Annotated in this window: 24 protein-coding genes and 1 other RNA gene; 14 read left to right on the top strand and 11 right to left on the bottom strand. The window is 70.7% G+C overall.

Annotated elements, in window-relative coordinates; translation table 11 throughout:
• Positions 1-84 precede the first annotated feature (84 nt).
• The 6 genes from hemA (at position 85) to NGK70_RS06285 (ending at position 5,336) form a co-directional block, all read left to right on the top strand.
• Positions 85-1,392, top strand: coding sequence for a glutamyl-tRNA reductase (hemA, locus tag NGK70_RS06310; RefSeq protein WP_251972424.1), 1,308 nt, complete (start codon positions 85-87; stop codon positions 1,390-1,392).
• Between the two features lie 100 nt (positions 1,393-1,492).
• Positions 1,493-2,575 (top strand): peptide chain release factor 1, encoded by a 1,083-nt coding sequence (prfA, locus tag NGK70_RS06305; protein ID WP_251972423.1) that lies wholly within the window; start codon positions 1,493-1,495, stop codon positions 2,573-2,575.
• Positions 2,572-3,414 carry a peptide chain release factor N(5)-glutamine methyltransferase gene (prmC, locus tag NGK70_RS06300; protein ID WP_251972422.1) on the top strand — a complete coding sequence of 281 codons (843 nt, stop codon included), beginning with the start codon at positions 2,572-2,574 and terminating at the stop codon, positions 3,412-3,414. The genes prfA and prmC overlap by 4 nt, the downstream gene beginning before the upstream one ends.
• Positions 3,415-3,754: 340 nt before the next feature.
• Positions 3,755-4,315 carry a hypothetical protein gene (locus NGK70_RS06295; protein WP_251972421.1) on the top strand — a complete coding sequence of 187 codons (561 nt, stop codon included), beginning with the start codon at positions 3,755-3,757 and terminating at the stop codon, positions 4,313-4,315.
• Between the two features lie 116 nt (positions 4,316-4,431).
• Entirely contained in the window at positions 4,432-4,749 is a 318-nt protein-coding gene (grxD, locus tag NGK70_RS06290) for a Grx4 family monothiol glutaredoxin (protein ID WP_251972420.1), read from the top strand.
• Positions 4,750-4,775: 26 nt separating this feature from the next.
• The gene (locus NGK70_RS06285; RefSeq protein ID WP_251972419.1) at positions 4,776-5,336 is read left to right on the top strand and encodes a UbiX family flavin prenyltransferase; all 561 of its coding nucleotides are present in this window, start codon (positions 4,776-4,778) and stop codon (positions 5,334-5,336) included.
• A 33-nt stretch (positions 5,337-5,369) separates the two neighbouring features.
• Here the strand turns inward: NGK70_RS06285 and NGK70_RS06280 are convergent, their stop codons facing one another.
• Together NGK70_RS06280 and NGK70_RS06275 are read right to left on the bottom strand one after the other, a co-directional pair.
• Entirely contained in the window at positions 5,370-6,050 is a 681-nt protein-coding gene (locus NGK70_RS06280) for a lytic transglycosylase domain-containing protein (RefSeq protein ID WP_251972418.1), read from the bottom strand.
• Positions 6,047-7,792 (bottom strand): proline--tRNA ligase, encoded by a 1,746-nt coding sequence (locus tag NGK70_RS06275; RefSeq protein ID WP_251972417.1) that lies wholly within the window; start codon positions 7,790-7,792, stop codon positions 6,047-6,049. Before NGK70_RS06275 ends, NGK70_RS06280 begins: the two co-directional genes overlap by 4 nt.
• A 138-nt stretch (positions 7,793-7,930) precedes the next feature.
• Here NGK70_RS06275 and NGK70_RS06270 point away from each other — a divergent pair, with 138 nt between their 5' ends.
• Both NGK70_RS06270 and NGK70_RS06265 read left to right on the top strand, forming a co-directional pair.
• On the top strand, positions 7,931-8,536 hold the full coding sequence (locus NGK70_RS06270) for an RNA pyrophosphohydrolase (RefSeq protein ID WP_251972416.1): 606 nt from the start codon (positions 7,931-7,933) through the stop codon (positions 8,534-8,536).
• Positions 8,533-9,717, top strand: a complete 1,185-nt coding sequence (locus NGK70_RS06265; protein WP_251972415.1) for an HD-GYP domain-containing protein — start codon at positions 8,533-8,535, stop codon at positions 9,715-9,717. The genes NGK70_RS06270 and NGK70_RS06265 overlap by 4 nt, the downstream gene beginning before the upstream one ends.
• 23 nt (positions 9,718-9,740) lie before the next feature.
• On the opposite strand, the gene NGK70_RS06260 is transcribed toward NGK70_RS06265, so the two are convergent.
• From NGK70_RS06260 to NGK70_RS06235, 6 genes are all read right to left on the bottom strand, one after another.
• Positions 9,741-10,712: a DMT family transporter gene (locus tag NGK70_RS06260; RefSeq protein ID WP_251972414.1), complete on the bottom strand. Its 972-nt coding sequence runs from the start codon at positions 10,710-10,712 to the stop codon at positions 9,741-9,743.
• A gap of 82 nt (positions 10,713-10,794) precedes the next feature.
• Positions 10,795-11,133, bottom strand: an RNA gene (gene rnpB, locus NGK70_RS06255) — RNase P RNA component class A.
• A 43-nt stretch (positions 11,134-11,176) separates the two neighbouring features.
• Complete coding sequence (locus NGK70_RS06250) at positions 11,177-13,018, bottom strand: S1 family peptidase (protein ID WP_251972413.1); 1,842 nt, start codon at positions 13,016-13,018, stop codon at positions 11,177-11,179.
• A gap of 111 nt (positions 13,019-13,129) precedes the next feature.
• Entirely contained in the window at positions 13,130-13,741 is a 612-nt protein-coding gene (locus NGK70_RS06245; RefSeq protein ID WP_251972412.1) for a glycoside hydrolase family 108 protein, read from the bottom strand.
• A gap of 165 nt (positions 13,742-13,906) precedes the next feature.
• The gene (gene lysC / locus NGK70_RS06240) at positions 13,907-14,314 is read right to left on the bottom strand and encodes an Rz1-like lysis system protein LysC (RefSeq protein WP_251972411.1); all 408 of its coding nucleotides are present in this window, start codon (positions 14,312-14,314) and stop codon (positions 13,907-13,909) included.
• Positions 14,311-14,844 (bottom strand): hypothetical protein, encoded by a 534-nt coding sequence (locus NGK70_RS06235; RefSeq protein WP_251972410.1) that lies wholly within the window; start codon positions 14,842-14,844, stop codon positions 14,311-14,313. The genes lysC and NGK70_RS06235 overlap by 4 nt, the downstream gene beginning before the upstream one ends.
• A gap of 127 nt (positions 14,845-14,971) precedes the next feature.
• Here NGK70_RS06235 and NGK70_RS06230 point away from each other — a divergent pair, with 127 nt between their 5' ends.
• The 6 genes from NGK70_RS06230 (at position 14,972) to NGK70_RS06205 (ending at position 22,421) form a co-directional block, all read left to right on the top strand.
• Positions 14,972-16,297 (top strand): AAA family ATPase, encoded by a 1,326-nt coding sequence (locus NGK70_RS06230; RefSeq protein WP_251972409.1) that lies wholly within the window; start codon positions 14,972-14,974, stop codon positions 16,295-16,297.
• Positions 16,298-16,318: 21 nt separating this feature from the next.
• Positions 16,319-17,050 carry an HNH endonuclease gene (locus NGK70_RS06225; protein ID WP_251972408.1) on the top strand — a complete coding sequence of 244 codons (732 nt, stop codon included), beginning with the start codon at positions 16,319-16,321 and terminating at the stop codon, positions 17,048-17,050.
• Positions 17,051-17,351: 301 nt separating this feature from the next.
• A complete protein-coding gene (locus NGK70_RS06220) occupies positions 17,352-18,806 on the top strand; it encodes a bifunctional enoyl-CoA hydratase/phosphate acetyltransferase (RefSeq protein WP_251972407.1) in 1,455 nt (484 codons plus the stop codon).
• Between the two features lie 99 nt (positions 18,807-18,905).
• Positions 18,906-20,162 carry an acetate/propionate family kinase gene (locus tag NGK70_RS06215; protein WP_251972406.1) on the top strand — a complete coding sequence of 419 codons (1,257 nt, stop codon included), beginning with the start codon at positions 18,906-18,908 and terminating at the stop codon, positions 20,160-20,162.
• A gap of 44 nt (positions 20,163-20,206) precedes the next feature.
• On the top strand, positions 20,207-22,000 hold the full coding sequence (locus NGK70_RS06210; protein ID WP_251972405.1) for a PHA/PHB synthase family protein: 1,794 nt from the start codon (positions 20,207-20,209) through the stop codon (positions 21,998-22,000).
• The gene (locus NGK70_RS06205) at positions 21,975-22,421 is read left to right on the top strand and encodes an Ig-like domain-containing protein (RefSeq protein ID WP_251972404.1); all 447 of its coding nucleotides are present in this window, start codon (positions 21,975-21,977) and stop codon (positions 22,419-22,421) included. The genes NGK70_RS06210 and NGK70_RS06205 overlap by 26 nt, the downstream gene beginning before the upstream one ends.
• Here the strand turns inward: NGK70_RS06205 and NGK70_RS06200 are convergent.
• The 3 genes from NGK70_RS06200 to NGK70_RS06190 form a co-directional block, all read right to left on the bottom strand.
• The gene (locus tag NGK70_RS06200) at positions 22,405-23,571 is read right to left on the bottom strand and encodes a patatin-like phospholipase family protein (RefSeq protein WP_251972403.1); all 1,167 of its coding nucleotides are present in this window, start codon (positions 23,569-23,571) and stop codon (positions 22,405-22,407) included. The genes NGK70_RS06205 and NGK70_RS06200 overlap by 17 nt on opposite strands.
• 208 nt (positions 23,572-23,779) lie before the next feature.
• The gene (locus NGK70_RS06195; protein ID WP_251972402.1) at positions 23,780-24,106 is read right to left on the bottom strand and encodes a formylglycine-generating enzyme family protein; all 327 of its coding nucleotides are present in this window, start codon (positions 24,104-24,106) and stop codon (positions 23,780-23,782) included.
• 65 nt (positions 24,107-24,171) lie between these two features.
• Positions 24,172-25,398, bottom strand: coding sequence for an IS110 family RNA-guided transposase (locus NGK70_RS06190; protein ID WP_251969229.1), 1,227 nt, complete (start codon positions 25,396-25,398; stop codon positions 24,172-24,174).
• Positions 25,399-25,576: the final 178 nt, after the last annotated feature.

The raw sequence follows: 25,576 nt of genomic DNA, 5'->3' as shown, positions 1-25,576 counted from the left end.
ATGGAAAATGATCCTGATCAAGACACCTCGTCGGCGTCGCGGATCGCCGGCCGGCCCCACGGCGTGGAATCTTACAATCGGGCGATGAGCGTTTTTGCCCTCAGCCTGAACCACCACACCGCGCCGGTCGACCTGCGCGGCCGGTTCGCGTTCACGCTGGATCAGCTCTCCCCGGCGTTGCGCGGCCTGCGCGAGGGCCTGCAGCGGGCGCAGCCCGAAGTGGCCCTGCTGTCCACCTGCAACCGCACCGAGCTGTACGTGGCGGCCGACCCGGGCCGTTCGCGCCACTTGGTGCGCCCGACCCTGGAGTGGCTGGCCACGCAGGGCGGCGTCAGCGCCGATGACCTGACGCGTCACACCCACGTGCTGGAGCAAGGGGCCGCCGCTCGCCACGCCTTCCGCGTCGCCTCCGGGCTGGACTCGATGGTGCTGGGCGAGCCGCAGATCCTCGGCCAGATGAAGCAGGCGGTGCGCGAGGCGGATTCCGCCGGCACGCTGGGCACCACGCTGCACCAGCTCTTCCAGCGCAGCTTCTCGGTGGCCAAGGAGGTGCGCACCTCCACCGAGATCGGCTCGCATTCCATCAGCATGGCCGCTGCGGCGGTGCGGCTGGCGGCGCAGCTCTTCGAGGATCTGCGCAAGATCCGCGTGCTCTTCGTCGGCGCGGGCGAGATGATCGAGTTGGCGACGACGCACTTCGCGGCCAAGGCGCCCAAGCACATCGCGATCGCCAACCGCACGCTGGAGCGCGGCGAGAAGCTGGCCTCGCACTTCGGTGCCGAGGCGATGCGCCTGGCCGACCTGCCCAGCCGGCTGCATGAGTTCGACGCGGTGATCTCCTGCACCGCCTCCACCCTGCCGCTGATCGGCCTGGGCGCAGTGGAGCGGGCGCTGAAGGCGCGTAAGCGCCGCCCGATGTTCATGGTCGACCTGGCGGTGCCCCGCGACATCGAGCCCGAAGTCGCCCAGCTCGACGACGTCTACCTCTACACCGTCGATGACCTGTCGGCCATCGTGCAGACCGCCGGCGAGAAGCGCCAGGCTGCCGTGGCGCAGGCCGAGGCGATCATCGAGAGCGGCGTGCAGAACTTCGTGCACTGGCTGGACCAGCGCTCCACCGTGCCGCTGATCCAGGCGCTCAACACCCAGGCCGATGCCTGGCGCACGGCCGAGATCGCCCGCGCCCGCAAGCAGCTGGCCAAGGGCGGCTCGGTGGAAGACGTGCTCGAAGCCCTGTCGCGCGGACTGACGCAGAAGATGCTGCACGGCGCTCTGGCCGAGCTGCACAACGCCGACCCCAACCAGCGCGCCCACACCGCGGAGGTGGTGTCGCGCCTGTTCCTGCGCGGCAACCTCCCCGGCGCCGACCGGGACGGCCGCGGCCAGGCCTAGCGGGCCTGCCTGCCACGGCGCCCACTGCAGGCGCCGCCTGCCCGAGGCCCACGCACCCGGTGGGCCAGCCCCGTCCGCGTTCCCGCCCTGCCCCGCCGCCATGACCCCCTTCCTGCGCACCCAGCTCGAACGCCAGACCGTGCGGCTGGCCGAGATCGACGCCGCGCTGGCCGACCCGCAGGTCGCCGCCGACCTGAAGCGCCTGCGCGAGCTCAACCGCGACCAGGCCCGCACCAGCGCCCTGGTCGAGCGCTGGCAGGCCCTGCAGCAGCGCGAGCGCGACCTGGCCGACGCCCAGGCGATGCTCGACGATCCCGAGCTGGCCGAGATGGCCCGTGAAGAGATCGCCAGCGCCGAAGCCGACCTCGCCCGCCTGGACGCCGAGCTGCAGACCGCCCTGCTGCCACGCGATGCGGACGATGACCGCAACGCCTTCCTGGAAATCCGCGCCGGCACCGGCGGCGACGAGTCGGCGCTGTTCGCTGGTGACCTCGCCCGCATGTACCTACGATTCGCCGAGCGCCAGGGCTGGAAGACCGAAATCCTCTCGTCCAACGAGTCCGACCTGGGCGGCTACAAGGAGGTCGTGATCCGGATCGAGGGAGACGCCGTCTACGAGGCGCTGAAGTTCGAGTCCGGCGGCCACCGCGTGCAACGCGTGCCGGCCACCGAGGCGCAGGGGCGCATCCACACCAGCGCCTGCACCGTGGCGGTGCTGCCCGAGCCCGACGAGGCCGAGGAGGTGCAGCTGAACCCGGCCGAGCTGCGCATCGACACCTTCCGCGCCAGTGGTGCCGGCGGCCAGCACATCAACAAGACCGACTCGGCCGTGCGCGTCACCCACCTGCCCACCGGCCTGGTGGCCGAGTGCCAGGACGACCGCAGCCAGCACCGCAACAAGGCCAAGGCGATGGCGGTGCTGGCCGCGCGCCTGCGCGACAAGGACCGGATCGAGCGCCAGGCCCGCGACGCCGCCACCCGCAAGGGCCTGATCGGCAGTGGCGACCGCAGCGACCGCATCCGCACCTACAACTTCCCGCAGGGCCGGCTGACCGACCACCGCATCAACCTGACGCTCTACAAGCTCGGCGCGGTCATGGAGGGCGACCTGGACGAGGTGATCGCCGCGCTGAAGGCGGCCCGCGCCGCCGAGCTGCTGGCCGAGCTGGAGGCAGCGGCGTGACCCCAGCACCGCTCACGGTGGCGCAGGCGCTGGCCCAGGCTCGTTCGCTGGGTCTGGACCGCTTCGACACCCAGCTGCTGCTCAGCGGCCTGCTCCGCCAGAACCGCAGCTGGCTGCTGACCCACGACGATGCGTCGCTGAACAGCGAGCAGACCGCGCGCTGGGCCGGCTGGCTGGCGCGCCGCGCCGATGGCGAGCCGGTGGCCTACCTGCTCGGCGAGCGGGGCTTCCACGGCCTGACGCTGGCGGTCAATTCGGCGGTGCTCGACCCCCGCCCCGACACCGAGACGCTGGTCGACTGGGCGCTCGACGTTCTGGCCGACCGGCCGGCCGGCGCCAGCGTGCTCGACCTCGGCACCGGCAGCGGCGCCATCGCACTGGCGATCCGGCAGGCCCGGCCGGACGCCCAGGTCAGCGCGGTGGACCTCAGCGACGCCGCCTTGGAGGTCGCCCGCGGCAACGGCGCTCGCCTGGGCCTGCCAGTGCGCTGGCTGCAGGGTACCTGGCTGGCACCGGTGGCGGGCGAGACCTTCGACCTGATCGTCAGCAACCCGCCCTACATCGCCGAGGGCGACCCGCACCTGCGCGCGCTGAAGCACGAACCGGCGCTGGCGCTGACCTCCGGGCCGGACGGGCTGGACGCGATCCGCCACCTGATCGCCCAGGCCCCGGCCCACCTCGGGCCCGGCGGCTGGCTGCTGCTGGAGCATGGCTACGACCAGGCGGACGCGGTGGCCGCCCTGCTGCACGCCGCCGGCGGCTGGGCCGATGCCGCGCACCGCCTCGACCTGGGCGGGCAGCGCCGCTGCACCGGCGCGTGCCGAGCCTCCCCAGCCTGAGAGCGCCTCCGGCACGGCCGGGCGTCGTTGGTGCTAGCACAGCAGGCTGTGGCGGGATGGCATCGGTACAGGGGATGCAGCCTGCCCGGCTCCGTGAAATCCGCACGATAAGGCAGGCACACGATCCACCTCGAGACAAGGCGCAACAGCCTGCCGGAAACCCGTTACATGCGTTGATGCACATGACGGCATTGCGGCGTAGCATGGTTTGCGAGCGGCAAGACAAGCCGCCCGTCACGGAGGTTCCATGAACGCGCTGCGCACTTTGCCGACCCCGCACGGGGCATCCCGAGCGAAGCATCCATGCCTGGAGGGTCGCTGGCTGCCGCACACGGGGGCCGTGCTGCTGATCGGTGCCGGGCTCTGGCTCGGACTCGCGTCGGGCGCGGCTGTGGCCAACGAGGTGGCCTCGGGCAGCGGTCTGCGCACGCAGGCCGGCATGGCGACGCCCTGGAGCGCCCGCTTCGGCTGGAGCGAGGCCAGCCTGGACCCGACCCTGGCCAGCCCGGTCACCGCACGGTTGAGCTGGCAGTGGCTGGGTGATTACCACTTCGCGCCTGCCTGGGGCCTGCGCGCGACCGGTGGCGTGCGCGGGCAGTTCGACCTGGCCGGGGCGCCGGTTGGGCGCGGCAGCAGCGCCGTGCGTGTCGGCTGGTCCCAGCCGGCGGTCGGTGTCGCCGGCAACGACGGCAACTGGACCTCCCCCTACCTCGGCCTCGGCTACGACACCTCCGCCTCGCTGCGCAACGGCTGGGGCGGCTGGGGCCTTTCGGCCGATCTGGGCCTGCTGACGCGCCGTTCGTCCGGCCTGCGCCTGGGCAGCAACGGCGAGGCCGAAGAAGGCTGGCGCTCGATGCGCCTGACCCCGGTCCTGCAGGTGGGTGTCTCGTATTCGTTCTGAAACAGCCGACATGGCGGCCGTCGAGATGGCCCGCGGTGCCCCCAGGCGGCGTCCGGCTGCCCGGATGCGTTTAAGCTCGCGGCTTTCCTGAACACCAGCGCCCCCGCGCAGCGACCATGACCTCCGACGTCCAGCAACGCATCGACGACCTCGTCAAGTCCAACCCCGTCGTGCTCTTCATGAAGGGCACCGCGCAGTTCCCGATGTGCGGTTTCTCCGGCCGCGCCATCCAGATCCTGAAGGCCTGCGGCGTGTCCAGCCTGACCACCTTCAACGTCCTGGAGGACGAGGAAGTCCGCCAGGGCATCAAGGACTACGCCAACTGGCCCACCATCCCGCAGCTCTACGTCAAGGGCGAGTTCGTCGGCGGCTCGGACATCATGATGGAGATGTACCAGGCCGGCGAGCTGCAGCAGCTGCTGGCCGCCGACTGAGGCATGGGACGGGCCGAGGGGTCGGAATGACCCGGCTCATCGTCGGCATCACCGGTGCCTCGGGCGCGGTGTATGGCGTGCGGCTGCTCGAACGGGCCCGCGCGCTGGGTGTGCATACCCATTTGGTCGCCACCCCGGCTGGCCTGCTCAACGTGCACCACGAACTCGGGTTGGATCGCCAGGCGCTGGAAGCCCTGGCCGACGAGGCCCATTCGCCCGGCGCGGTGGGCGCCTGCATCGCCAGTGGCAGCTACGCCACCGACGCGATGGTGGTGGCGCCCTGCACGATGAAGACGTTGGCCGCCGTCGCCCACGGGATGGGTGACAACCTGCTCACCCGCGCTGCCGATGTGACCCTGAAGGAGCGCCGCCGGCTGGTGCTGATGGTGCGTGAGACGCCCTTCAACCTCGCCCACCTGCGCAACATGACGGCGGTGACGGAGATGGGCGGCATCGTTTTTCCGCCGCTGCCGGCCTTCTACCACCGGCCGCAGAGCATCGCCGAACTGGTCGACGAGACGGTCGAGCGAGTGCTGCAGGTGGCCGGCATCGGCCAGGCGACCCCGCGGGAGTGGCGCGGGCTCTGAAGTCCAACCGGGCGTCGCCTCACGGCGCCCGGCTCAGCGACCTGAGGCTGGCGCCGACGGCGTGGCGGCAGCGGAGGGCACCGCGTCGGTCGGCCCGTCCTTGAACTCCCAGCGACGGCGCGCCCCCAACACCATGGTCGGATAGGGCGCCTGCCCCCGGCTGCCGTTGTAGCGTCCCAGCGCCAGGAAGAGGTCACCGCGCTCGCGGTCCAGGTAATGGCGCAGGATCACGCAGCCAAAGCGCAGGTTGGTCTGCAGGTGGAAGAGCCGGCTGGCGTCGCCATCACCGATGGTGCGCGCCCAGAAGGGCATCACCTGCATGTAGCCGCGTGCCCCGGCGCTGGAGATGGCGTACTTGCGAAAGCCGCTCTCCACCTCCACCAGCCCGAGCACCAGCGCCGGCTCCAGCCCGGCGCGGCGCGCCTCGTACCAGACCGTTTCCAGGAACTCGCGGCGGACGTTGAATTCCGGCTTGCGCTTGGCCAGCCGCGGGCTCATCGCCCCCAGCCAGCGCAGGTAGGCCAGGCGCTCGTCGATGTGGCGAAACTCCAGCTTCGGCGGCGCCCCGCTGTCGGCCACCGCCGCGGACAGCGCCGAACGCACCGAATCGGCCAGCGGCTCCTCGACCTGGGAGCCGGCCCGCAACGCGCCGTGCCAGCCCCCCAGGGCGACGCCACCCGCAGCCAGCAGCAGCGCCCGGCGCGTCGGGATCATGCCTTCAGGCGGCCCTTCACGAAGGCGGCGACCTCGCCGGCGGGCACCTTGGTGGCCGCCTCGTCGCGGCGGCCCTGGTACTCCAGCTGGCCTTCCTTGAGCCCGCGATCGGAGATCACCACGCGGTGCGGCACGCCGATCAGCTCCCAGTCGGCAAACATCGCACCCGGGCGCTCGCCGCGGTCGTCGAGGATCACGTCGATGCCAGCGGCGTCCAGCTCGTCGTACAGCGCCTGCGCGGCGGCCTTCACGGCCGCTGAGCGGTCCGCACCGATGGGGCAGACCGCCAGCGTGAAGGGCGCCATCGCGTCCGGCCAGATGATGCCGCGTGCGTCGTGGTTCTGCTCGATCGCCGCACCCAGGATGCGGGTGACGCCGATGCCGTAGCAGCCCATCTCGAACAGAGCCGGCTTGCCGGTCTCGTCCAGGAAGGTGGCGTTCATCGCCTTCGAGTACTTGGTGCCAAGGTAGAACACATGGCCCACCTCGATGCCGCGCTGGATGGCGAGCACGCCCTGACCATCGGGCGACGGATCACCGGCGACGATGTTGCGGATGTCGGCCACCACGTCCGGCTCGGGCAGGTCGCGGCCCCAGTTGACGCCGGTGAAGTGGAAGTCCTCATCGTTGGCGCCGCAGACGAAATCGCTCATGGCGGCCACGGTGCGGTCCGCCACGATCTTCAGCGGCTGCTTCAGGCCGATCGGGCCCAGGTAGCCCGGCTTGCAGCCGAAGTGCGCGTCGATTTCGGCCGCGGTGGCGAAGCGGAAGCCGCTCTTCAGGCCCTCGACCTTGCCGACCTTGATCTCGTTCATCTCGTGGTCGCCCCGCACCAGCAACAGCCAGACAGTGCTCTTGACCAGATCACCCTCATCGTTCCACTCGTCGGTGGCCAGCACCAGCGACTTGACCGTGCGCGACAGCGGCAGGCCGAGCAGCTCCGCCACCGCGGCGCAGGTGCTCTTGCCCGGCGTGGGCGCCTTGACCAGTGCCTCGGCCGCCGCCGCGCGCGGCGCGGCGGGCGCCACAGCCTCGGCCAGCTCGATGTTGGCGGCGTAGTCGCTGGTCGGGCAGTAGACGATCGCGTCCTCACCCGTGTCGGCGATCACCTGGAACTCGTGGCTCAGGTCCCCGCCGATCGCGCCGGTGTCGGCGGCCACCGCGCGGTATTCCAGCCCGAAGCGGTCGAAGATGCGCTTGTACGCGGCGAACATCGACTCGTAGCTCCGGGTGGCGCCCGCGGCGTCACGGTCGAAGGAGTAGGCGTCCTTCATCGTGAACTCACGCCCGCGCATCACGCCGAAGCGCGGGCGGCGCTCGTCGCGGAACTTGGTCTGGATGTGATAGAAATTCTTCGGCAGCTGCTTGTACGAGCGCAGCTCCTGGCGGGCGATGTCGGTCACCACCTCCTCGGAGGTCGGCTGGATGATGAAGTCGCGGTCATGCCGGTCCTTCACGCGCAGCAGCTCGGGGCCCATCTTCTCGAAGCGCCCGGTCTCCTGCCACAGCTCGGCCGGCTGCACCACCGGCATCAGCAACTCGACCGCACCGGCGCGGTTCATCTCCTCGCGGATGATGGCCTCCACTTTGCGGATGACCCGCAGGCCCATCGGCATGTAGTTGTAGATGCCTGCGCCCAGCCGCTTGATCATGCCGGCTCGCATCATCAGCTTGTGGCTGGCCACTTCGGCGTCGGCCGGGGCTTCCTTCAGGGTGGAAATGAAAAACTGGGAGGCTCTCATGGAGGGGGTTCGAACGGGCAGCGTGCCGAGGGGGCGACACGGGGTTGAAATCATGCGCCGGGACTCGGGAGATCCGCGGGGGTGCGCCACGGCGCCCCGGTGCAATAATGATTTCAACTTGAAATTTGGGGTTTGATTATGCTCGACCGAGAAGGCTTCCGGCCCAACGTCGGCATCGTCCTGCTCAACCATCGGAACCAGGTTTTCTGGGGCAAACGCATACGCACCCACTCCTGGCAGTTTCCGCAAGGCGGCATCAAGCACGGTGAGTCGCCCGAGCAGGCCATGTTCCGAGAGTTGCACGAGGAGGTGGGGCTGCTGCCCGAGCACGTGCGCATCATCGCCCGCACCCGCGACTGGCTGCGCTACACCGTGCCCGAGCACTTCATCCGCCGCGATGCACGCGGCCACTACCGGGGCCAGAAGCAGATCTGGTTCCTGCTGCAGCTGACGGGGCGTGACTGCGACATGAACCTGCGCGCCTCCGACCACCCGGAGTTCGACGCCTGGCGTTGGCACGACTACTGGGTGCCGCTGGACGTGGTGATCGAGTTCAAGCGCGAGGTCTACCAGCTGGCGCTCACCGAGCTGGCCCGCTACCTGCCGCGCAACAACCCGCACAACCGCTTCCTGCGTGGCAGCATGCGCGGACCGCGCCGGGATGAGGGTGCCATGAACGGCGCCGCAGACGGGCCAGCCGAGCCGGCGCCGGCCGGGCTGCAGGGCTGCGCCGCCAGCGAATGACCCCGTCCCAGCATACCGAGCGCTCCGAACGGCTCTCCCTGGCCGAGGTGGTCGACCTGCTGGAGGTCGGCCAACCGCTGCCGTTCCACGTACACGACACCCAGGACCGGCGCCTGCTGGCCGAAGGCCATGTGCTGGTGAGTCAAACCCAGCTGGAAATGCTGATCGCGCGCGGGGCCTGGGTACAGCGCTCGGTGGCCCTGGCGGTGCGCGCTGAACGGCAGACCCGCCAGGTGCGTGACAGCCTGGTGCCGTCGTCGCGGCGGTCGCTGTCGCTGTTCGACCAGTGGGAGCAGCTCATCTGGAAGCTCGACGCAACACTGCGCCTCGTGCTGGCGGGCCGCCCCGCCCGTGACGAGCTGGTGCTGTTGGCCGAGCGCTTCGAGGCACTGGTCGAGCGCGACACCGACGTCGCCCTGTTCATGATGGTGCGCCAACACGATGTGCGCTTTGCACTGTACGCACTGCAGCATGCGCTGCATGCCGCGACCGTGCTCGACCTGCTCGGTCGCCAGCTCGGCTGGGACACCACCCGGCGCCGCCTGCAGGTGCTCGCCGCGCTGACGATGAACATCTCCACGCTGGAACTGCAAGCACAGATGGCGCAGCAGGCAGAACCACCCACCACGCGCCAGCGCAAGGCGATCGCCGAGCACCCCGAGCAGTCCGTGCGGCTGCTGCGCGCCGCCGGGGTGACCGATGCAAAGTGGCTGCAGACGGTGCTGGAGCACCACGAGCGCCCCGACGGCAGCGGCTACCCGAGGCGCCTCACGCAGATTTGCGACAGCGCCCATGCGCTGCAGTTGGCGGACGTCTTCACGGCCAAGATCAGCGCCCGCGCGATCCGCGCCGCGATGCCGATCCAGCTCGCCGCCAAGCAGCTGTTCCAGGAAGAACGTGGCAGCGCACTGGCCGTCGGGCTGGTCAAGGCGCTCGGCCTGTACCCGCCGGGCGAGCTGGTGACGCTCAGGAGCGGCGAGATCGCCGTGGTCACCCACCGCAGCGCGGCGCCCACCAAGCCGCGCGTAGCCGCCATCACCAACAGCGCCGGGCAGCCGGTCACCACCACCACCGTGCGGGACACGGCGCAGGCCGAGTTCGCGGTGACCGGCGTCGTCGAGGACCGCCGGCAGCTGCCGCGCATCCCACCCGAGCGGGTCTACGGCGTCATTCCGGGGTAGCTACCCTCCAGGCCAAAGCCCGCTCAGCGCCGATTCAGCAGCGTCAGTCCCAATGCCACCCCGGCCAGGGCCGCCAGCAGCGCAGCGGTCAGCGGCTCGCCCAGCAGCAGCCCGGCGAACAGCGTACCGAACACCGGCGAGAGGAAGACGAAGGCCTGCACCTTGGTGGCGGCGTAGCGCGTCAGCAGCCAGAACCAGAGCAGGTAGCTGGCAAAGGTGACGATGACCGCCTGGTAGAACAGCGAGCCCAGTGCGAGCAGGCTCCACTGTGCCGGCATCGATTGCCCGGCCAGCCAAGCCCCCAGCGGCGCCAGCAGGGCCGCCATGCCGAGCTGGTAGGCCAGCGTCAGCTCGAAGGGTGCCGCGCGCAGGCTGCTCAGGCGGATCGTCACCGTCGTCAGCCCCCACAGCAGCGCCGCGCCCAGCACCAGCAGGTCGCCCAGCCAGGCACGGCCGTCGCCCGCCGTGCTCAGCCCGTCGCCAAAGGCCCAGGCGATCGCCGCAAAGGCCAGCAGCAGCCCCGCCATCTGCAGCGGCCGCAGCCGCTCGGCGGGCAGCACGGCCGCCAGCACCAGCGCCACCACGAAGGGCGACGTGTTGATGAAGACCACCGAGCGTGCCGCAGTGGTGTACTGCAGCCCGACGAAGACCAGCGCGAACTCCACCGCGAAGAGCAGGCCCGCCAGCAGGCCGGGCGCCAAGGTGTGGCGGTGCTCGCGCCAGCGGATGCCGCGCCAGCCCATCCAGCCCAGCACGAGCGCAAAGGCCAGCACGCTGCGCACGCTGAACTGCACCAGCGATGGCACCTCCGGCAGCACCGCCTTGATCGCCACCTGGTTCAGGCCCCAGAGCGCGCAGCACAGCAGCAGCGTGAGGATGGCGCGGCCGTCCAGGTGGGGATTCACCGCTGCGGCGACGGCATTCGCCGCGATCACCGGGGCCACCGGGCGCGGCGGTGCGGCATCGGGGTGACTCGAAGAGGAGGTGTTGGACATCGGTGCGTCGTGCTGAGCCGCTGGCCGCCGCAACGTGCCGACCATGACGGGGCCAAGCCCCTCCGGCAGGAGGGAGCGAAAAGTGTGAAGCAGACCGATAGGCCGGATTCTGTGCGCGAGGTTGCCCTCGCGTGACCGCCATTCATCTGGGCCGGGGGTCGCCCACCCGGCTCGGTGCCACCTACCCGCCAGCTCGTGCGAGCCGCACTCTCACGCCGCCGAAGCGGCGCATCACTGGCCTATTTGGTGTTGCTGCGCGTAGAGATTGCCCGTTTCACCCGAACTGAATCGGCTCGTCTCTGTTGCTCTGATCCTCACCTCACGGTGGACAGCCGTTAGCTGCTACGCCGCTCTGTGCAGTCCGGACCTTCCTCCAGTGCCACCTTTCGGATCCGGCACCAGCGGCGGTCTGGTCTGCTTCACAAGGATGATTGTCCCACGCTCGGGCCGTGCCCCCGGCCAATTCACCCCGCCGGGGCGGTGGCCAGTTCGCTGCGCGCCGCCTGCAACAGTGCCGCCATGCCCAGACCCTCGTTGGCACCATAGGTGCCGCCGATGCCGTTCAACCGGCGCAGGCCACGCTGGCCACCGGCATGGTGCAGGGCGACGACGCGCCAGCTGCGGTCATCGAACACCGGGCTGCCCGAGTTGCCCGGCTCGGTCGGGGTGCAGTAGTGCAGCTTGCAGACGCCCGGCTTGCCAGGCTGGCCGCCTGGTTCGCCCTCGTGGTCCAGCAACTCGTTGTCCTGGAAGGAAATCGACAGCTCCCGGCCCGCGGGGTGGCCGATGATGTAGACCCGTGCCGCCGGCGGTGGCGGGCTGGCCGCTGCCGCGGCCGGGTCCGCCGGGGTGGCGACCGTCGCTGGCGCGTTTGGCTCCGTGCGGCGCGCGCGTGTCATCCGCCACGCCTCCTCGCTCCAGACCGCCGGCCGGGGCGGCAGGGTCGTGGACAGCGGCAGCGGCGCGATGCCGGTCACCGGCTTGGCCAGGCGCAGCAGGCAGGCGTCATGGGTATCGACCGGCGAACACCACAGGACTTCGGCCACGGGGTACATGCGGCCCGGATCCGCCGCCTCGAACACCACCTCGGCCATCTCGGGCTCCAGCGCACCGCCCTCCCCCGCCGGGTTGACGACGTGGAAGTTGGTCAGCACCAGCAGTTCGTCCGCAGGCTGCAGGCCAAAGTCGACAGCCCGCACCAGGAAGCAGGTGCCCAGGCGCTGGCCCAGCCGCTGCCGTACCGCGCCCACCGAGCGGGCCGCGTCGACCCCGGCGCGCCACCAGGCGTAGGTCTTGGGGCCTTCGGGCCCCAGCACCGCTTCGAGCTGAGCCGCCGCGGGCACCGCCTCCACAGGTGCCGCCGCAGGTGCCGATGTCGAAGGCGACGTTGATGTCGATGTCTCCGCAGCGGCCACCGGCCCGGGCCGCACGGGCAACTCCAGCGCGCCACCGGGCAGTTGCAGCAGGCGTGCGCGCAGGATGTCGACCAGCGCCCGCGCGCGCGCCACGGCCTCCGGCCCGGCCAGGCCGGTGCCCTTCCCGTCGCCCGCCAGGTCCTCCAGGCCCCAGACCTCGCAGAACTGGCGCAGCGTGCTGGCGAGCTGAAAGGCCTGCACGCCGGGGGCGGTCACGTAGGCGCGCAACTGCGCCTCCACCTTGCGGAGGTCGCCGGTGCCCAGGCTCAGGCCCAGCGTCGCCTCGGCCAGGGTCGGCTGGTACCAGACGTCACGCCGGTCCTCGGGGATGGCCCTCAGCGCGCTCACCAGTTCCAGGGCGACATCGGCCGGGTCGAGCTCGGGGGCCAGGTCGTCGCGCCCCAGTCGCCGAGCCCGGCTCAGCAAGGCCAGCAGGTTGACGCCGTGCCAGGTGTGCCTGCTCGGGTCGGCCTCGTAGGGCGCCCGATAGGCCTCGATCGCGGCGGCCAGCGCCGCCTGTGCAGTCGGGCTGCTGCGGTCGGTCGCGTCGAAGTGGATTTGCTTGTGCGCCCGTCCCTGCAGGCCCGCGACCTCGGCGGCCTCCGGGTCCGCGGGGTCCAGGCGCTCGCGCAGCCGTTGCAGCACATCGAGCGCCACGCTGGCCTGGCCGGTGTCGATCAGGCACTGCGCGTAGAGGCGGCGGTTGCGCGCGTCAGCGGGATCGACCCGGCTCACCGCCTCGGCCAGCCGGCCCATCGCCGCGAAGTCACGCTCGTCGCGCAAGGTCTGCACCAGCGCCTTGGCGCGTGGCAGCGCCGCCTGCGCCTCGGACGCGCTGCCGGACAGTTGCCGGACCAACGTCGCCGCCTCGTCCAGGGGTGAGATCGACACCGACGGATCGTGCCCCTGCGAGGCAGCGCCCGTGGCTGGCTGTGTGAGGATGGCCATCCTCCCCCCTTTGCTGGGTACAGGCCGGCACCGGGCGGGCGCCCGGTGCGGCCGTCAGATGTCGTAGCTCTCGTCTTCACCCAGGTCAGGCACCCTGGCGATGTACCCCAGCTCGCCGAGATCCATCTCCCGCGCCGACTCGTAGCCCGGCAGCCCGGCTGCCTTGCGCAGCGCGTTCAGCCGGTTCAGCCAGCCCTTCAGGAAGACCCCCAGCGACGGCTTGTTCTCCACCAGCCGGCGGTAGTAGGCCTCGCGCGTGTCGCAGTACTTCACCAGCGCGTCACCGGGATCACAACTGGAAACACATCTTTCGGTTCCAGGCCCGAAATCGCCATCCGGTGTCGCGCCCACCGCGGTCTGCAGGAACCTCACCGCCCGGCCCACACCCATGTTCACCGCGGTGTCGAACTGCACCAGGTCGAGCGCATCGGCCAGCCGGTCACAGCGCGGGGGCAGCCAGTAGCCACTCTCGTAGATCGCATGCATCTCCTCGTCGGCGAGCAGCTTCACGCTCTGCGGCAGCTTGCCATTCCTCGCCCGCCAGGCGTCGTAGACCTTCTGCGTCACGCCCTTGTTGGTGGCGCCCCCCGGGTCACTGGGGTGGTTGACGTAGCCGCCCTCCCAACGGAGCACGAACGGTAGGGCTTCGAGAAATGCGGGTGACATGGATGGTTTCCTCCTGGGCAAGCAGCGAACATCGGCCAACGCTCCCGTGCACCCCCTGCACGGGCTCGATCCAATGTACGCAGAACCCCCGGCTCGATCAAATCTGCCAGATTGGCCGTTGGTCACACCGGTGCAATAGGCCGCCTCAATCGGGGTCGTGATCTGTCAAGGCTTCTTCTGCGATGCGGCGTCGTTGAGCTTCACCAGTTCGGCGTTGTGTCGCTCGATCTCCGCCTCGCAGGTGGCCACCGCCTGCTTCAGCGCCTCGTGCTGCAAGGCACAGCGTTGCAGGGCCTGGCGGTCCTGCAAGTAGGCGCCAAGCAACTCGCCGTAGGTGCTGCCTTCCTTGAGCAGCGTCGGTGCGGCGCAGCCCTGCCGCAGCGCGGCAGGTGTCTCGCACTTCAGGGGCGGGGTGACCACCGGCACATAGGTGGTCGAGCACCCCCACAAGGGCAGCAACAGCACCGGCAGCAACCACGGTGCCGGCCGGCAGCCCGCGCGCGTCGCGTGGCGGTTCATGGCGCGGTTCATGGCGCGGTTCACATGGCGGTGCATGGGCAGGTCGGTCCTCATGGCGTCCCTCCTGGCAGGGCCGGGGCCAGCACCCGGTTCAGTGTCGCCAGCTCCTCGGCCGGCACGGGGGTCGCCAGGCAGCTCAGGCCCGCCTGCTGCCGGGCCATCTGGCGGTCCTTGCGTTCCAGCTCGTCCTTGAGCTGCGTCAGTTCAGCGAGTTGAGCGCCGGTGGCGGTCGCCATCCCTGCCTGCAGCTGCGCCAGCCGGGCGCTGTTGCCCTGGCGCTGGCTGTCCACCACCTTGAGCCGCTCGCTCACCTTGCCGAGGCTGGCGCTCAACTCGGCCTTCTGTGCCTCGAAGCCCTCCGCCTGCGCCTTCAGCCGGGCGGCGTGCTCGTCGGCCTGCGCCTTCATCTGCGCATCCAGGCGCTGCTGGGAGGCCACCTGCGCCGCCTTGGCCTCGTCGGCCGTCCGGGCGATCGCCGCGAGCTGCGCACGCGCTTCCTCCAGACCCGATGCTCCCCAGCGGTAGCCCAGGAACCCCGCGAACAACAATGCCGCCAGGCTGACGGCCATGCGCAGATAGATCATCTCGCTGCTCCGGAAAGTTCCACCCGGGCAGGATGTCACGCTGAGGGCGCAGCGGCAAGTTTGCACGACAGGCCGGTTACACAAGCGGCGCCGAGGATCCGCCATCGCTGCGCCAGAATGGGTCGCCATGCGCCTCGCCCACCTCGCCCTGCAGGACTTCCGCGCCATCGGCGCGCGCCGCGAGTTCAACCTCGCGCCGCAGTTCAACGTCGTGATCGGCCCGCCCGGCGCCGGCAAGAGCAGCGTGCTCGCCGCGCTGGCCAGCGCCGCAGCGGCGGTGTGGCTGGGCCTGCCCCGCGGCGCGGACCTGCGCCCCCTGGGCGATGCGGACACCGCGGCGGCCGGCGGCACGCGCAGCCGGGCAGCCAGGCCGGTCATCGAGGTGCATGGCGAGCTGCTCGGCGGCCCGTTGCTGGCTTGGTCGCGCCAGGCCGGAGCACCCGCCACCGGCACACGGGGCGCACCGGACGGACTCGCCGAGCTGCGCAACCGGGTGCGGGGCGTGTTCGGCACCCGAGCCGCCGGGGCAGCCGGGGCAGCCGGGGCAGCCGAGGCGGAGCCGACACTGCCGCTCATCGTCGGCTACGGGTCGGAGCGCTTCAGCCCCGTCGCAGCCCGGTCCCGCGCGAAGCCCACCGTCGCGCCGAGCACCGCGGCAGAGCGCTTCCGACCGGCCCCCGATGCCCTCGATGCCCGGCTGGACGCCGCCGCCCTGGCACCGTGGGTGCTGGCGTTGCGCCCTGCCCGGGCCACCGCAGCGGCCAAGGCCGTCGCTGCGGGGGTCGATGCTGCAGTGCTGGCGGCGCTGCAGCTGACCCGACCCGACATCACCGGGCTGAAGCGCGACCACCGACGCAGCGAACTGCTGATCGAGCGCAGCAGCGGCACGCCGCTGGCATTCGCCGGGCTCGGCCACGGCAGCCTGGCGCTGGCCGCGCTGGTGGCCGACCTGGCGCAGCGTGCCCTGGCGCTCAACCCCTCCCTTGGCCCGAGCGCACTGGCGGGCACGCCCGGGCTGGTGCTGATCGACGAACTGGAGCTGCACCTGCACCCGCGTGCGCAGCGCGGCGTGGCCGACCTGCTGCGCGCGCACTTCCCGGCCCTGCAGTTCGTCGCGGCGAGCGACTCGCCCTTCATCGTGCAGTCGCTGCGCGGCGGGCATGAGCTGATGATGCTGGCGGGCCAGCCGACCGCGGAACTCGGCAACCTGTCGATCGAGGAGATCGCCAGCGGCCTGATGGGCGTGGACCAGCCCGCCACCGGCGCCCGCTACGGCGCCATGCGCGGTGCGGCGCGCGAGTACCTCGCCACGCTGGAGCGCGCCAAGGCCGCGCCGGCCGAACGGCTGGCCGCCTACGAGGAGGCGCTGCAGAGCCAGCTGGCACCGTTCGCCGACAACCCCGCCTTCCAGGCCTTCCTGGAGATGAAGCGGGTGGCGCGGCTCGGTCGCTGAAGCACGGGAGGCAAGACGACGATGCGACCCGTGCGCCGCGGCCCCTCACCGCAGACCGAGGATTACAGCCCCTACACCGCCGCACTGGCACCACTGGTGGCGCGCATGGGCCTGTACTGCAGCTACTGCGAGCGGCCGATCCCGACCAATCTCGCCGTCGAGCACATCCAGCCCAAGGCGCTGGCGCCCTACGCCGGGCTGATCGGGCGCTGGACCAACTACCTGCTGGGCTGCGTGAACTGCAACTCGACCAAGGGCGACCGGGACGCCGTGCTGGCCGAGCTGCTGCTGCCGGACCGGGACAACACCGCCGCGGCCTTCCTGTACACCGCCGATGGGCGGGTGCAGGTGGCGCCGAAACTCACCGCTGCGCGCACCCGCAAGGCCCAGGCGCTGCTGGCGCTGGTCGGGCTGGACAAGGCCGCCACCGCCAGCAGCAGCAGCAACGAGGCGCAGGTGGCACTGGACCGCGTGAGCCAGCGCATGCAGGCCTGGCTGGAGGCCAGCGAGGCCCGCGCCGAACTGCGGGCCCAGCCGCAGCTGGAGCCGCTGCGCCGCATGATCGTGAAGCTGGCGCAGGCGCGCGGCTTCTTCAGCGTGTGGATGACGGTGTTCGCCGACGATGCGGACATGCGCGCACGCCTCGTCAAGGCCTTTCCCGGTACGGCGGAAAGCGGCTGCTTCGACAGCCAGGGCGCACTGGTGCGGCCGGCCCCCAATCCCGACCAGCTCAAGTCCGGGCGCAAGATCTGATCTGGCCAGGGGACCAGGCAGGGCCCAGTGAATTGCGAACGCTTTCGACCTGCGGCCAACACGGCGGATTGATGCTCATCAATTCAGCCACCAAAGCACCCCGGTGGTCACGAGAAAGCAGTCCCCGCGCTGGCATGCTTGCGGTACTCGGGTAAACCCGCATATGGAAGACGAAGGGGTTCTTGTTGGCCGCTTCACCGTCCGGATGTGGGTCTAGGCTCGAAGTTGCCGTGTCGCAGCACTGCGGCGCGCGCCGGGGGACCTGGCCTCCGCTGTCATCTCCAGGTAGGACACTCGACCCATGAACGCCCCCGACCTGCACGGCCTTGCCGACGAGCACTTCATCACCAACCGGACCTTCGACGAGATGCCGGTCGGCGCACGCGCCTCCCTGACGCGCACGCTGACCCAGGACGACATCATGAGCTTCGCGCTGGTGTCGGGCGACGTCAACCCGGCGCACATCGATGCGGAGTACGCCAACGCCTCGCGCTTCCACGGCCCGATTGCCCACGGCATGTGGGCCGGCGCGCTGATCTCCTCGCTGCTGGGCACGCGCTTCCCCGGCCCGGGCACGATCTACGAAGGCCAGGTGCTGCACTTCCACCTGCCGGTGCGCGCTGGCGATACGCTGGAGGTCGAGGCCGTCGTCACCGCCCGCGACCCCGAGCGCAAGCAACTGACGCTGGACTGCCGCGTCGTCAACCAGAAGGGCGCCACCGTGGTGAGCGGCGAGGCCCTGGTGCGCGCCCCGACCCAGCGCGTGCGCCGCCCGCTCACGACGCTGCCCACGCTGCACCTGTTCGACCCCGACGCCCGCCTGGCCACCTGGGTGGACGGCTGGGCCGCCGACATCGCCGCCGCCTCGCCCGAAGGCGTGGCCCGCCCGGTGGCCTGCGCGGTGGTGCACCCCTGCGACGCCACTTCGCTGGCCGGCGCGATGGCCGCGGCCGACCGTGGCCTGATCGTGCCGATCCTGATCGGCCCGGAGACGCGCATCCGCGCCGTGGCCGCTGAACTGGGCATCGACCTGACCGGTGTGCACATCGAGTCGGTGGAGCACAGCCATGCCGCGGCGCAGCGCGCCGTCGCACTGGCCGCCGAGGGCACCGCCGAGATGCTCATCAAGGGCAGCCTGCACACCGACGAGCTGATGCACGCGGTGATCGCCGAACCGAAGATGCGCACCAAGCGCCGCATCTCGCACGTCTTCCGCTTCGACATCCCGGCCTACCCGAAGCCGGTGCTGATCACCGACGCGGCGATCAACATCGTGCCGACGCTGGAAGAGAAGGCCGACATCATCAGCAACGCCATCGACCTGGCGCGCGCGCTGGGCGTGGCCACGCCGAAGGTGGCCATCCTGTCGGCGGTGGAAACCGTGACGCCGAAGATCGCCTCCACGCTCGACGCCGCCGCGCTGTGCAAGATGGCCGACCGCGGCCAGATCGTTGGCGGCGTGCTGGACGGCCCGCTGGCCTTCGACAACGCCATCTCCGCCGAAGCGGCGCGCATCAAGGGCATCAAGTCCACCGTGGCGGGCGATGCCGACATCCTGATGGTGCCGGACCTGGAAGCCGGCAACATGCTGGCCAAGCAGCTCGAATACCTCGCCGGTGCAGCCTCCTGCGGCATCGTGCTGGGCGCCCGGGTGCCGATCGCGCTGACCAGCCGCGCCGATGGCGAGGCCTCGCGCCTGGCTTCGGCCGCACTGGCCGCCCGCCTCGCCCTGGCCTGGCGCCAGCGCCGGCCGTGATCCGGCCCGTGATCCCAGCCGTGACTCAGGGCATCAACCGGGCCCTGAGCCCGGCCTGATCGCGCCCAGCCCTTCGACCCGTCTTTCGCCCCGCTGCCCATGTCCCAGCCCTCCTCCCCGTCCAGCACGAACGACGCCGTGCTGGTGGTCAATGCCGGCTCGTCCACGCTGAAGTTCGCGCTCTACCCGCGCGAGACTCCGCAGGCGAGCGGCAGCGCCTACCCGGGCGCCTACGCCGGCGGCCAGATCGACGGCCTGCAACCCGGCGGGCAGCTGCGCCTGTGCCCGGCCGACGGGGCGGCCCGTGCGCTCGACGCCCCCGCTGCCGCCAGCGACCGCGAGCGCTTCGACCTCGCCCTGGCGGCCATGCGCGCGCACCTGGCCGCCACGGCGCCGCAGGCGCAGGTGGTCGCGGTGGCGCACCGCGTCGTGCACGGAGGCAGCTTCTGCACCAAGCCGGTGGCGCTGGACGATGCGCTGATTGCTCGCCTGGCCACGCTGGAGCCACTCGCGCCGCTGCACCAGCCGCACAACCTGGCCGGCGTGCGCGCGCTGCAGCGCGCCTACCCGGCGCTGATGCAGGTCGGCTGTTTCGACACCGCCTTCCACGCCGGCATGCCGGCACTGGAGCAGCGCTACGCCCTGCCGCGCGCGCTGCACGACGAGGGGCTGAGACGCTACGGCTTCCACGGCCTGTCCTACGAGTACCTGATGCAGGTGCTGCGCCGCCACAGCGAGCGCGCCACCGGCCGCGTGCTGATGGCCCACCTGGGCAGTGGCGCCAGCCTCTGCGCCGCGCGCAGCGGGCGCAGCATCGCCAGCTCGATGGGCTTTTCGGCCCTGGACGGCCTGATGATGGGCAGCCGCTGCGGCCAGCTCGACCCCGGCATCCTGCTGCACCTCTGGCGCGCCGGCTGGGAGTTGCCGCGCGTCGAGCGCCTGCTCTACAAGGAAAGCGGCCTGCTCGGCGTCTCCGGCCTGAGCGGCGACCTGCGCCACCTGCGCGCCGCAGCGCGCGACGGCCACGCCGAGGCGGTCGAGGCGATCGCCCTGTTCGGCCACCGGCTCAAGCGGGAGTCCGGCGCGCTGGTCGCCACGCTGGGCGGACTCGACCTGCTGGCCTTCACCGGCGGCATCGGCGAGCACGACGCGCAGGTGCGTGCCGACCTGGCCGAGGGCCTGGCCTACCTGGGCGTGCGCCTGGATGCCGAGGCCAACCTGGCTGCCGACGGCAGCCGCAGCCTGCCCATCCACGCAGCGGACAGCCGCGTGCAGGTCTGGGTGGTGCCCACCGACGAGGGCCGCGTGGCCGCACAGGCGGCCTGGCAACTCATCGAGCCCGCCGACGCCGCCTGAACCCGAGCGCCCCCCTCCTACCCGACCGACAACACGGAGCCACCATGGCAGCCGCACCCCGAGCCCATCTCCCCGCCGCCCGTCCGACCCGCGTGATGGACGCCGCCCACGAGTTCGACCGCGGTCTGCACGCCCTGTACGGCAAGGTGGGTGGCGGCCTGTCGCCCATCACCCTGGCGCTGGCCTGGCAGGACTGGGCCCTGCACCTGGTCACCCAGCCGGCCAAGGCGCTGGGACTGGCCGCGCAGGCCCAGACCGCGGCGGTCGAGTGGCTGGCCACCAGCGTCGGCGCAGGGGCGCACAACCCGGACGCCAGCACGCACATCGTCAACAACGAGCCGCTGCGCGACCCGCGCTTTGCCGCGCCGGAGTGGCAGCAGTGGCCCTGGGCCGGCTGGGTGCAGGCCCACCACCAGGCCGAACGCTGGTGGGACACGGCCACGCAGCTCGAAGGCATGAACCGCCACCACACCGACGTGGTGCACGCCTTCGCCCGGCAGTGGCTGGACATGCTCAGCCCGAGCAACAGCCCCGCCAACCCCGAGATCATGAAGGTCACCCGCGAAGAGGCCGGCGCCAACCTGCTGCGCGGTGCCGAGAACGCGCTGGACGACTGGCGCGAGGAGCACGGCCTGGCTCGCCTGAAGCCGCGCGAGCGCAGCTACCTGCCCGGCCGCGACGTGGCGGTGACGCCGGGCGCGGTGGTGTTCCGCAACCGGCTGGTCGAGCTGATCCAGTACGCGCCCACGACGAAGAAGGTGCAGGCCGAGCCGATCTTCATCGTCCCGTCGTGGATCATGAAGTACTACATCCTCGATCTCAGCCCGCACAACTCCTTCGTGCGCTGGCTGACCGACCAGGGCCACACTGTCTTCATCCTGAGCTGGCACAACCCGGACGAGGCCGACGCCGCCATCGAGTTCAACGACTACCTGGACTGGGGCATCTTCGAGCCGCTGAAGGCGATCCGCCGCATCGTTCCCGACGCGCCGGTGCACGCCTGCGGCTACTGCCTGGGCGGCACGCTGCTGGCCATCGCCTGCGCCGCGCTGGCGCGCCCGCAGCAGGTCCGGGGCGCCGACGAGATGCCCGCGCTGGCCAGCGTCACCCTGCTGGCGGCCGAGACCGATTTCAAGGAGCCCGGCGAGCTGGGCATCTTCATCGACGAGTCCCAGGTGCACCTGCTCGAAGCCATGATGCGCGAGCGCGGCTACCTGACCGGCAAGCAGATGGCCGGCTCGTTCCAGTTCCTGCACGCGCGTGATCTGGTCTGGTCGGCCCGCATGCGCGCCTACCTGTTCGGCGAGCGCACCGACCCGAACGACCTGATGGCCTGGAACGCCGACACCACCCGCATGCCCGCGCGCATGCACAGCCAGTACCTGCACCGCCTGTACCTGGAGAACCAGCTCGCCGAGCACCGCTACGAGGTCGAGGACCGGCCGGTGGCGCTGTCCGACCTGCGCGTGCCGATGTTCGTCGTCGGCACCGAGAAGGACCACGTCTCGCCCTGGCACTCGGTCTACAAGATCCACAGCCTGACCGAGACCGAGGTCACCTTCGCGCTGGCCAATGGCGGGCACAACGCCGGCATCGTCAGCGAACCCGGCCACGCCCGCCGCCACTACCGCATCCTGACCACCCCGGCCAGCTCGCCCTGGATGGCGCCCGATGCCTGGGAACAGGCCGCCGTGCGACACGAAGGCTCCTGGTGGGAGGCCTGGAACGACTGGCTCAAGGCCCGCAGCCGTGGTACGGTCCAGCCTCGCACCATTCCCAGCGAGGCGGTGCTGGACGCAGCACCGGGCCGTTATGTGCACGAGTGCTACAACGACTGACGAACGTCAGGCCCCCTCTCCCACCGTCGGCACCCACCGAGGCACGCGGGCCCTTGCCGGCCTGCTGCTCGGCGCGACGCTGCTGAGTCTCTCTGGCTGCTACGTCGGCGTCGGCTACACCTGGACCGACGACGACCCGCCCAGCGTCAGCCTGGCGGTCAGCCCCAGCAGCGCCCCCCCCGGCAGCACCTTGACGCTGGCCGCCGCGGCCAGTGACGACGACTACGTCGAGCGGGTCGACTTCTACCGCATGAGCGGCGGCGGCGCCGCCTACCTGGGCAGCGACCACGGCTCGCCCTACGCGCTCACCACCGTGCTGCCCGAGACCACCGCCAGCAGCGTGAGCTACTTCGCCCGCGCGGTGGACAGCTGGGGGCAGACCACCGACAGCGAGTGGGTCAGCGTCACCGTGCTGCGCTGACCGGCTGCCGCGCCTTGCCGCCCGGAGTGCCCTGGGCGCCCTGCAGGTACACCTCGCGGATCGAGGTCGAGCCACGCTGGCCCACATCGGCGAAGTGCTCGGCCAGCCAGCGCTCACCGGCGCCGCGGCCCAGGTGGAACAGCGCATCCAGCAGCCGCGGGTCGGTGTTGCGCATGCTGGAGGTGTCGTAGGGCGCCAGCCCCTCCTCATCGGCCACGCGGTGCAGGCGCAGGTTCTTGTAGGCTTTGTCGTCCAGCCGCCCCTCGCCGACCAGCCGCTGCACGAACTCGATGGCCCGCATCTGCGCCACCAGGCTGGCGTTGAAGGTGATCTCGCTGAGCCGGTCGCTGATCTCGCCGGCCGTCTTCGGCACCCCCGGGCGCACGCGCGGGTTGATCTGCACCAGCAGCAGGTCCAGCGCGTCGGTGTGGTCGACCAGCGGCCACAGCGCCGGGTTGCCGGCGTAGCCGCCGTCCCAATACGCTTCACCGTCGATCTCCACCGCCTGGAACATGTGCGGCAGGCAGGCCGACGCCAGCAGCGCGTCGATCGTCAACTCTGCGCCGCTGAACACCCGGGCCGCGCCGGTGCTGACGGCGGTGGCGGTGACGAAGACCTGCATCGCAGGGTTCGGCTGGCACAGCCAGCGCGGCTGCACATGGCGCTCCAGGATCTGGCGCAGCGGGTTCACGTTCAGGGGGTTGAGCTGGTAGGGGCTGAACTGCTGCATCCAGGCGTTCCACATGCCGTACATCGGCCAGCTGTCCAGGTTGAACATCCAGCTCGGCCACAGCGAGTCGCTGACCCCGGCATGGCCGGGGGAACCGGCGCTCCCCGCATGGGGGCCAAAGCAGCCCGACGCCCCGCCGATCTCGCTCCAGAAGTCGCGCAGCGCCTTGCGCGCCTCACCCCGCGCCGCGGTCGCGTCGCCGTGGCTGACCGCCAACCCGCGCTCATAGCCGCAGGCCAGCACGGCCGCATTCATCGCCCCGGCGCTGGTGCCGGAGACCCCGTCAAACGCCAGTCGCCCGTCCTCCAACAGTGCGTCCAGCACACCCCAGGTGAAGGCGCCGTGCGAGCCACCGCCCTGCAGGGCGAGGTCGATGGGGGTGGATGGGGTCGTTGTACTTGCTGCGCTGTTCTTGGCCATGCTGCCTCCCGGGCGGGTGGATGAGTCGCGATGGCTGCGATATTGCCACTTCGGGTTGACGCGGATGTTGCAATGCACAAACGGTCACAAAGCGGCGTGGCGGGCGCTGCGCCCCCGCACCCCCGAACTTCACCACCCGCCGTACCGCCTGACCCGCCTGGTGACCCGGGCAAGGTAAAGGGGTAAGGGATTCAAGGGGAAAGCTGCCTCACGGCAGCATCCGGGCAAGACGGAAGCCGATGTCGAGGTCGCGGTTGGACGGCACGCTGCGGAGGCGGAAGGCGGAGCGGGCGAACCTCGGGCCGTTGAACCAGCCGCCGCCGCGCAGCAGGCGATTGCCGTCGGCACACCCTGTCGTCCAGGCCTGTCCGTCGGCCGGTGCGCTCTGGTAATTGGGGTGAGAGCAGTCCTGCACCCACTCCCACACGTTGCCGTGCAGGTCGTACAACTCCCAGGCGTTCTTCGCCAGGCTGCCCACCGGCAGGGTCTTTGACCCACCAAAGTTGGCCTGCGCCTTAATGTGGAAGACACCCAAGCGCGGACGTGTGGCTGCCTGACCTGAGGCTGGTCGGGGCCGCAAGGTCAGCAGGCAAGCGAGTCTCAGGTGGCGGTGGGGGTGGCGATGAAGCCGTGCTTGCGCAGCATTTTGAGCCAGCGCGGGGCGTTGCGCTGGACGTTCAGGGCCTCGTAGTCGACCTCCTTGTCTTGGTAGTGGGTGCCGTTGGCCAACATGGCGTAGACGGTACGCAGCATCTTGTGGGCCAGCGCCACGATGGACTTCTTGTGTCCCTTGCGAATGGCCAGCGCGTCGAACTTGGCCTTGAGCGCGCAGCGGGTACGCGCTGCAGCCTGGGCGAACTCGCACAGCAGCCTTCTGACCCAGGCGTTGCCCTTGCGGATGCGCCCGGTCTTGCGCTTGCCCGCGCTCTCGTTGTTGCCCGGGCAGATGCCCACCCAGCTGGCCAGCCGCTCGGCACTGCCGAAGACGTCCATGTCCGCGCCGATCTCCACCAGCAGCATCGCCGCGCCCTGGATGTCGATACCCGGCAAGGTCTGCAGCAGCTTGAGCTGCGGCTGCCAGGCGCGCAGTCCGTCCAGCAGGTATTGGTCCATGCGGGCGATGCGGGTCTCGATGTGCTCGATGTGCTGCATGATCTCCTGGGCCACGAAGCGGTGCGCGGCGCTGAACTGCTCGGTGCTCAGGGCCTCGAACAACTCGTCCCGGCTGGCCCGAAGGCGCCCCTTTTGATCCAGCACCTCGTACATGGCTTGGCCCGCAATGAGCGCCTTGACCATGGCGCGTGCACTGGCACCGTGGATGTCGCTGACCACCACGTTGATGCGCATGCCCGCATCTACCAGCACCTTGTGCAGCCGGTTCTTCTCGGCGCTGCACATGCCCACGAGCTTCTGCCGCTGACGCGCCACCAGACGAAGCTGGCGCAAGTCCACCGGTGGAATGAACGAGGCGCGCAACAGGCCCGCACGCGCCAGCGTGGCCAGCCACTGCGCATCGGCCATGTCGGTCTTGCGCCCGGGCACAGCTTTGACATGGCGCGCGTTGACCACCCACGCGATGATGCCCACCGCCTCCAGCGCCGCAAACGGGCTCTTCCAGTACACCCCCGTGCTCTCCATCACCACCACCTCGGGCCGAATCTCCAGCGACCATTGCGCCAAGGCACGGCGGTCGCGTCTGAAGGCTCCGAAGTCGCGCTTGGTGACCTCCACTCGGCCATCGTCATGCTCGACCACCGCACAGGCGGTGATCTTGGCCTGGTGTACGTCCAGCGCGATCACGCGTTTGTGCATCGGGGTCAGATCCATTGCCGGGCTCCTGCAGCTTGAACAACAATCACAAGCGTGCGGGCCCGCGCAGGTGCCGCCGACCAACGGCCTGCCGGGACAAAGCCTGGCGGCTCTCTTTAATGTGGGCTGTCGGGCGCCCGGGCTCCGCAAGGAACTCAGCAGCGCCCGCAGGCAATCCTGGGTACGAGTGGTCGGC

This window comes from Sphaerotilus microaerophilus (genome assembly GCF_023734135.1).
Lineage (GTDB): Bacteria > Pseudomonadota > Gammaproteobacteria > Burkholderiales > Burkholderiaceae_C > Sphaerotilus > Sphaerotilus microaerophilus.
This window is presented reverse-complemented; position numbering and strand designations above follow the sequence as displayed.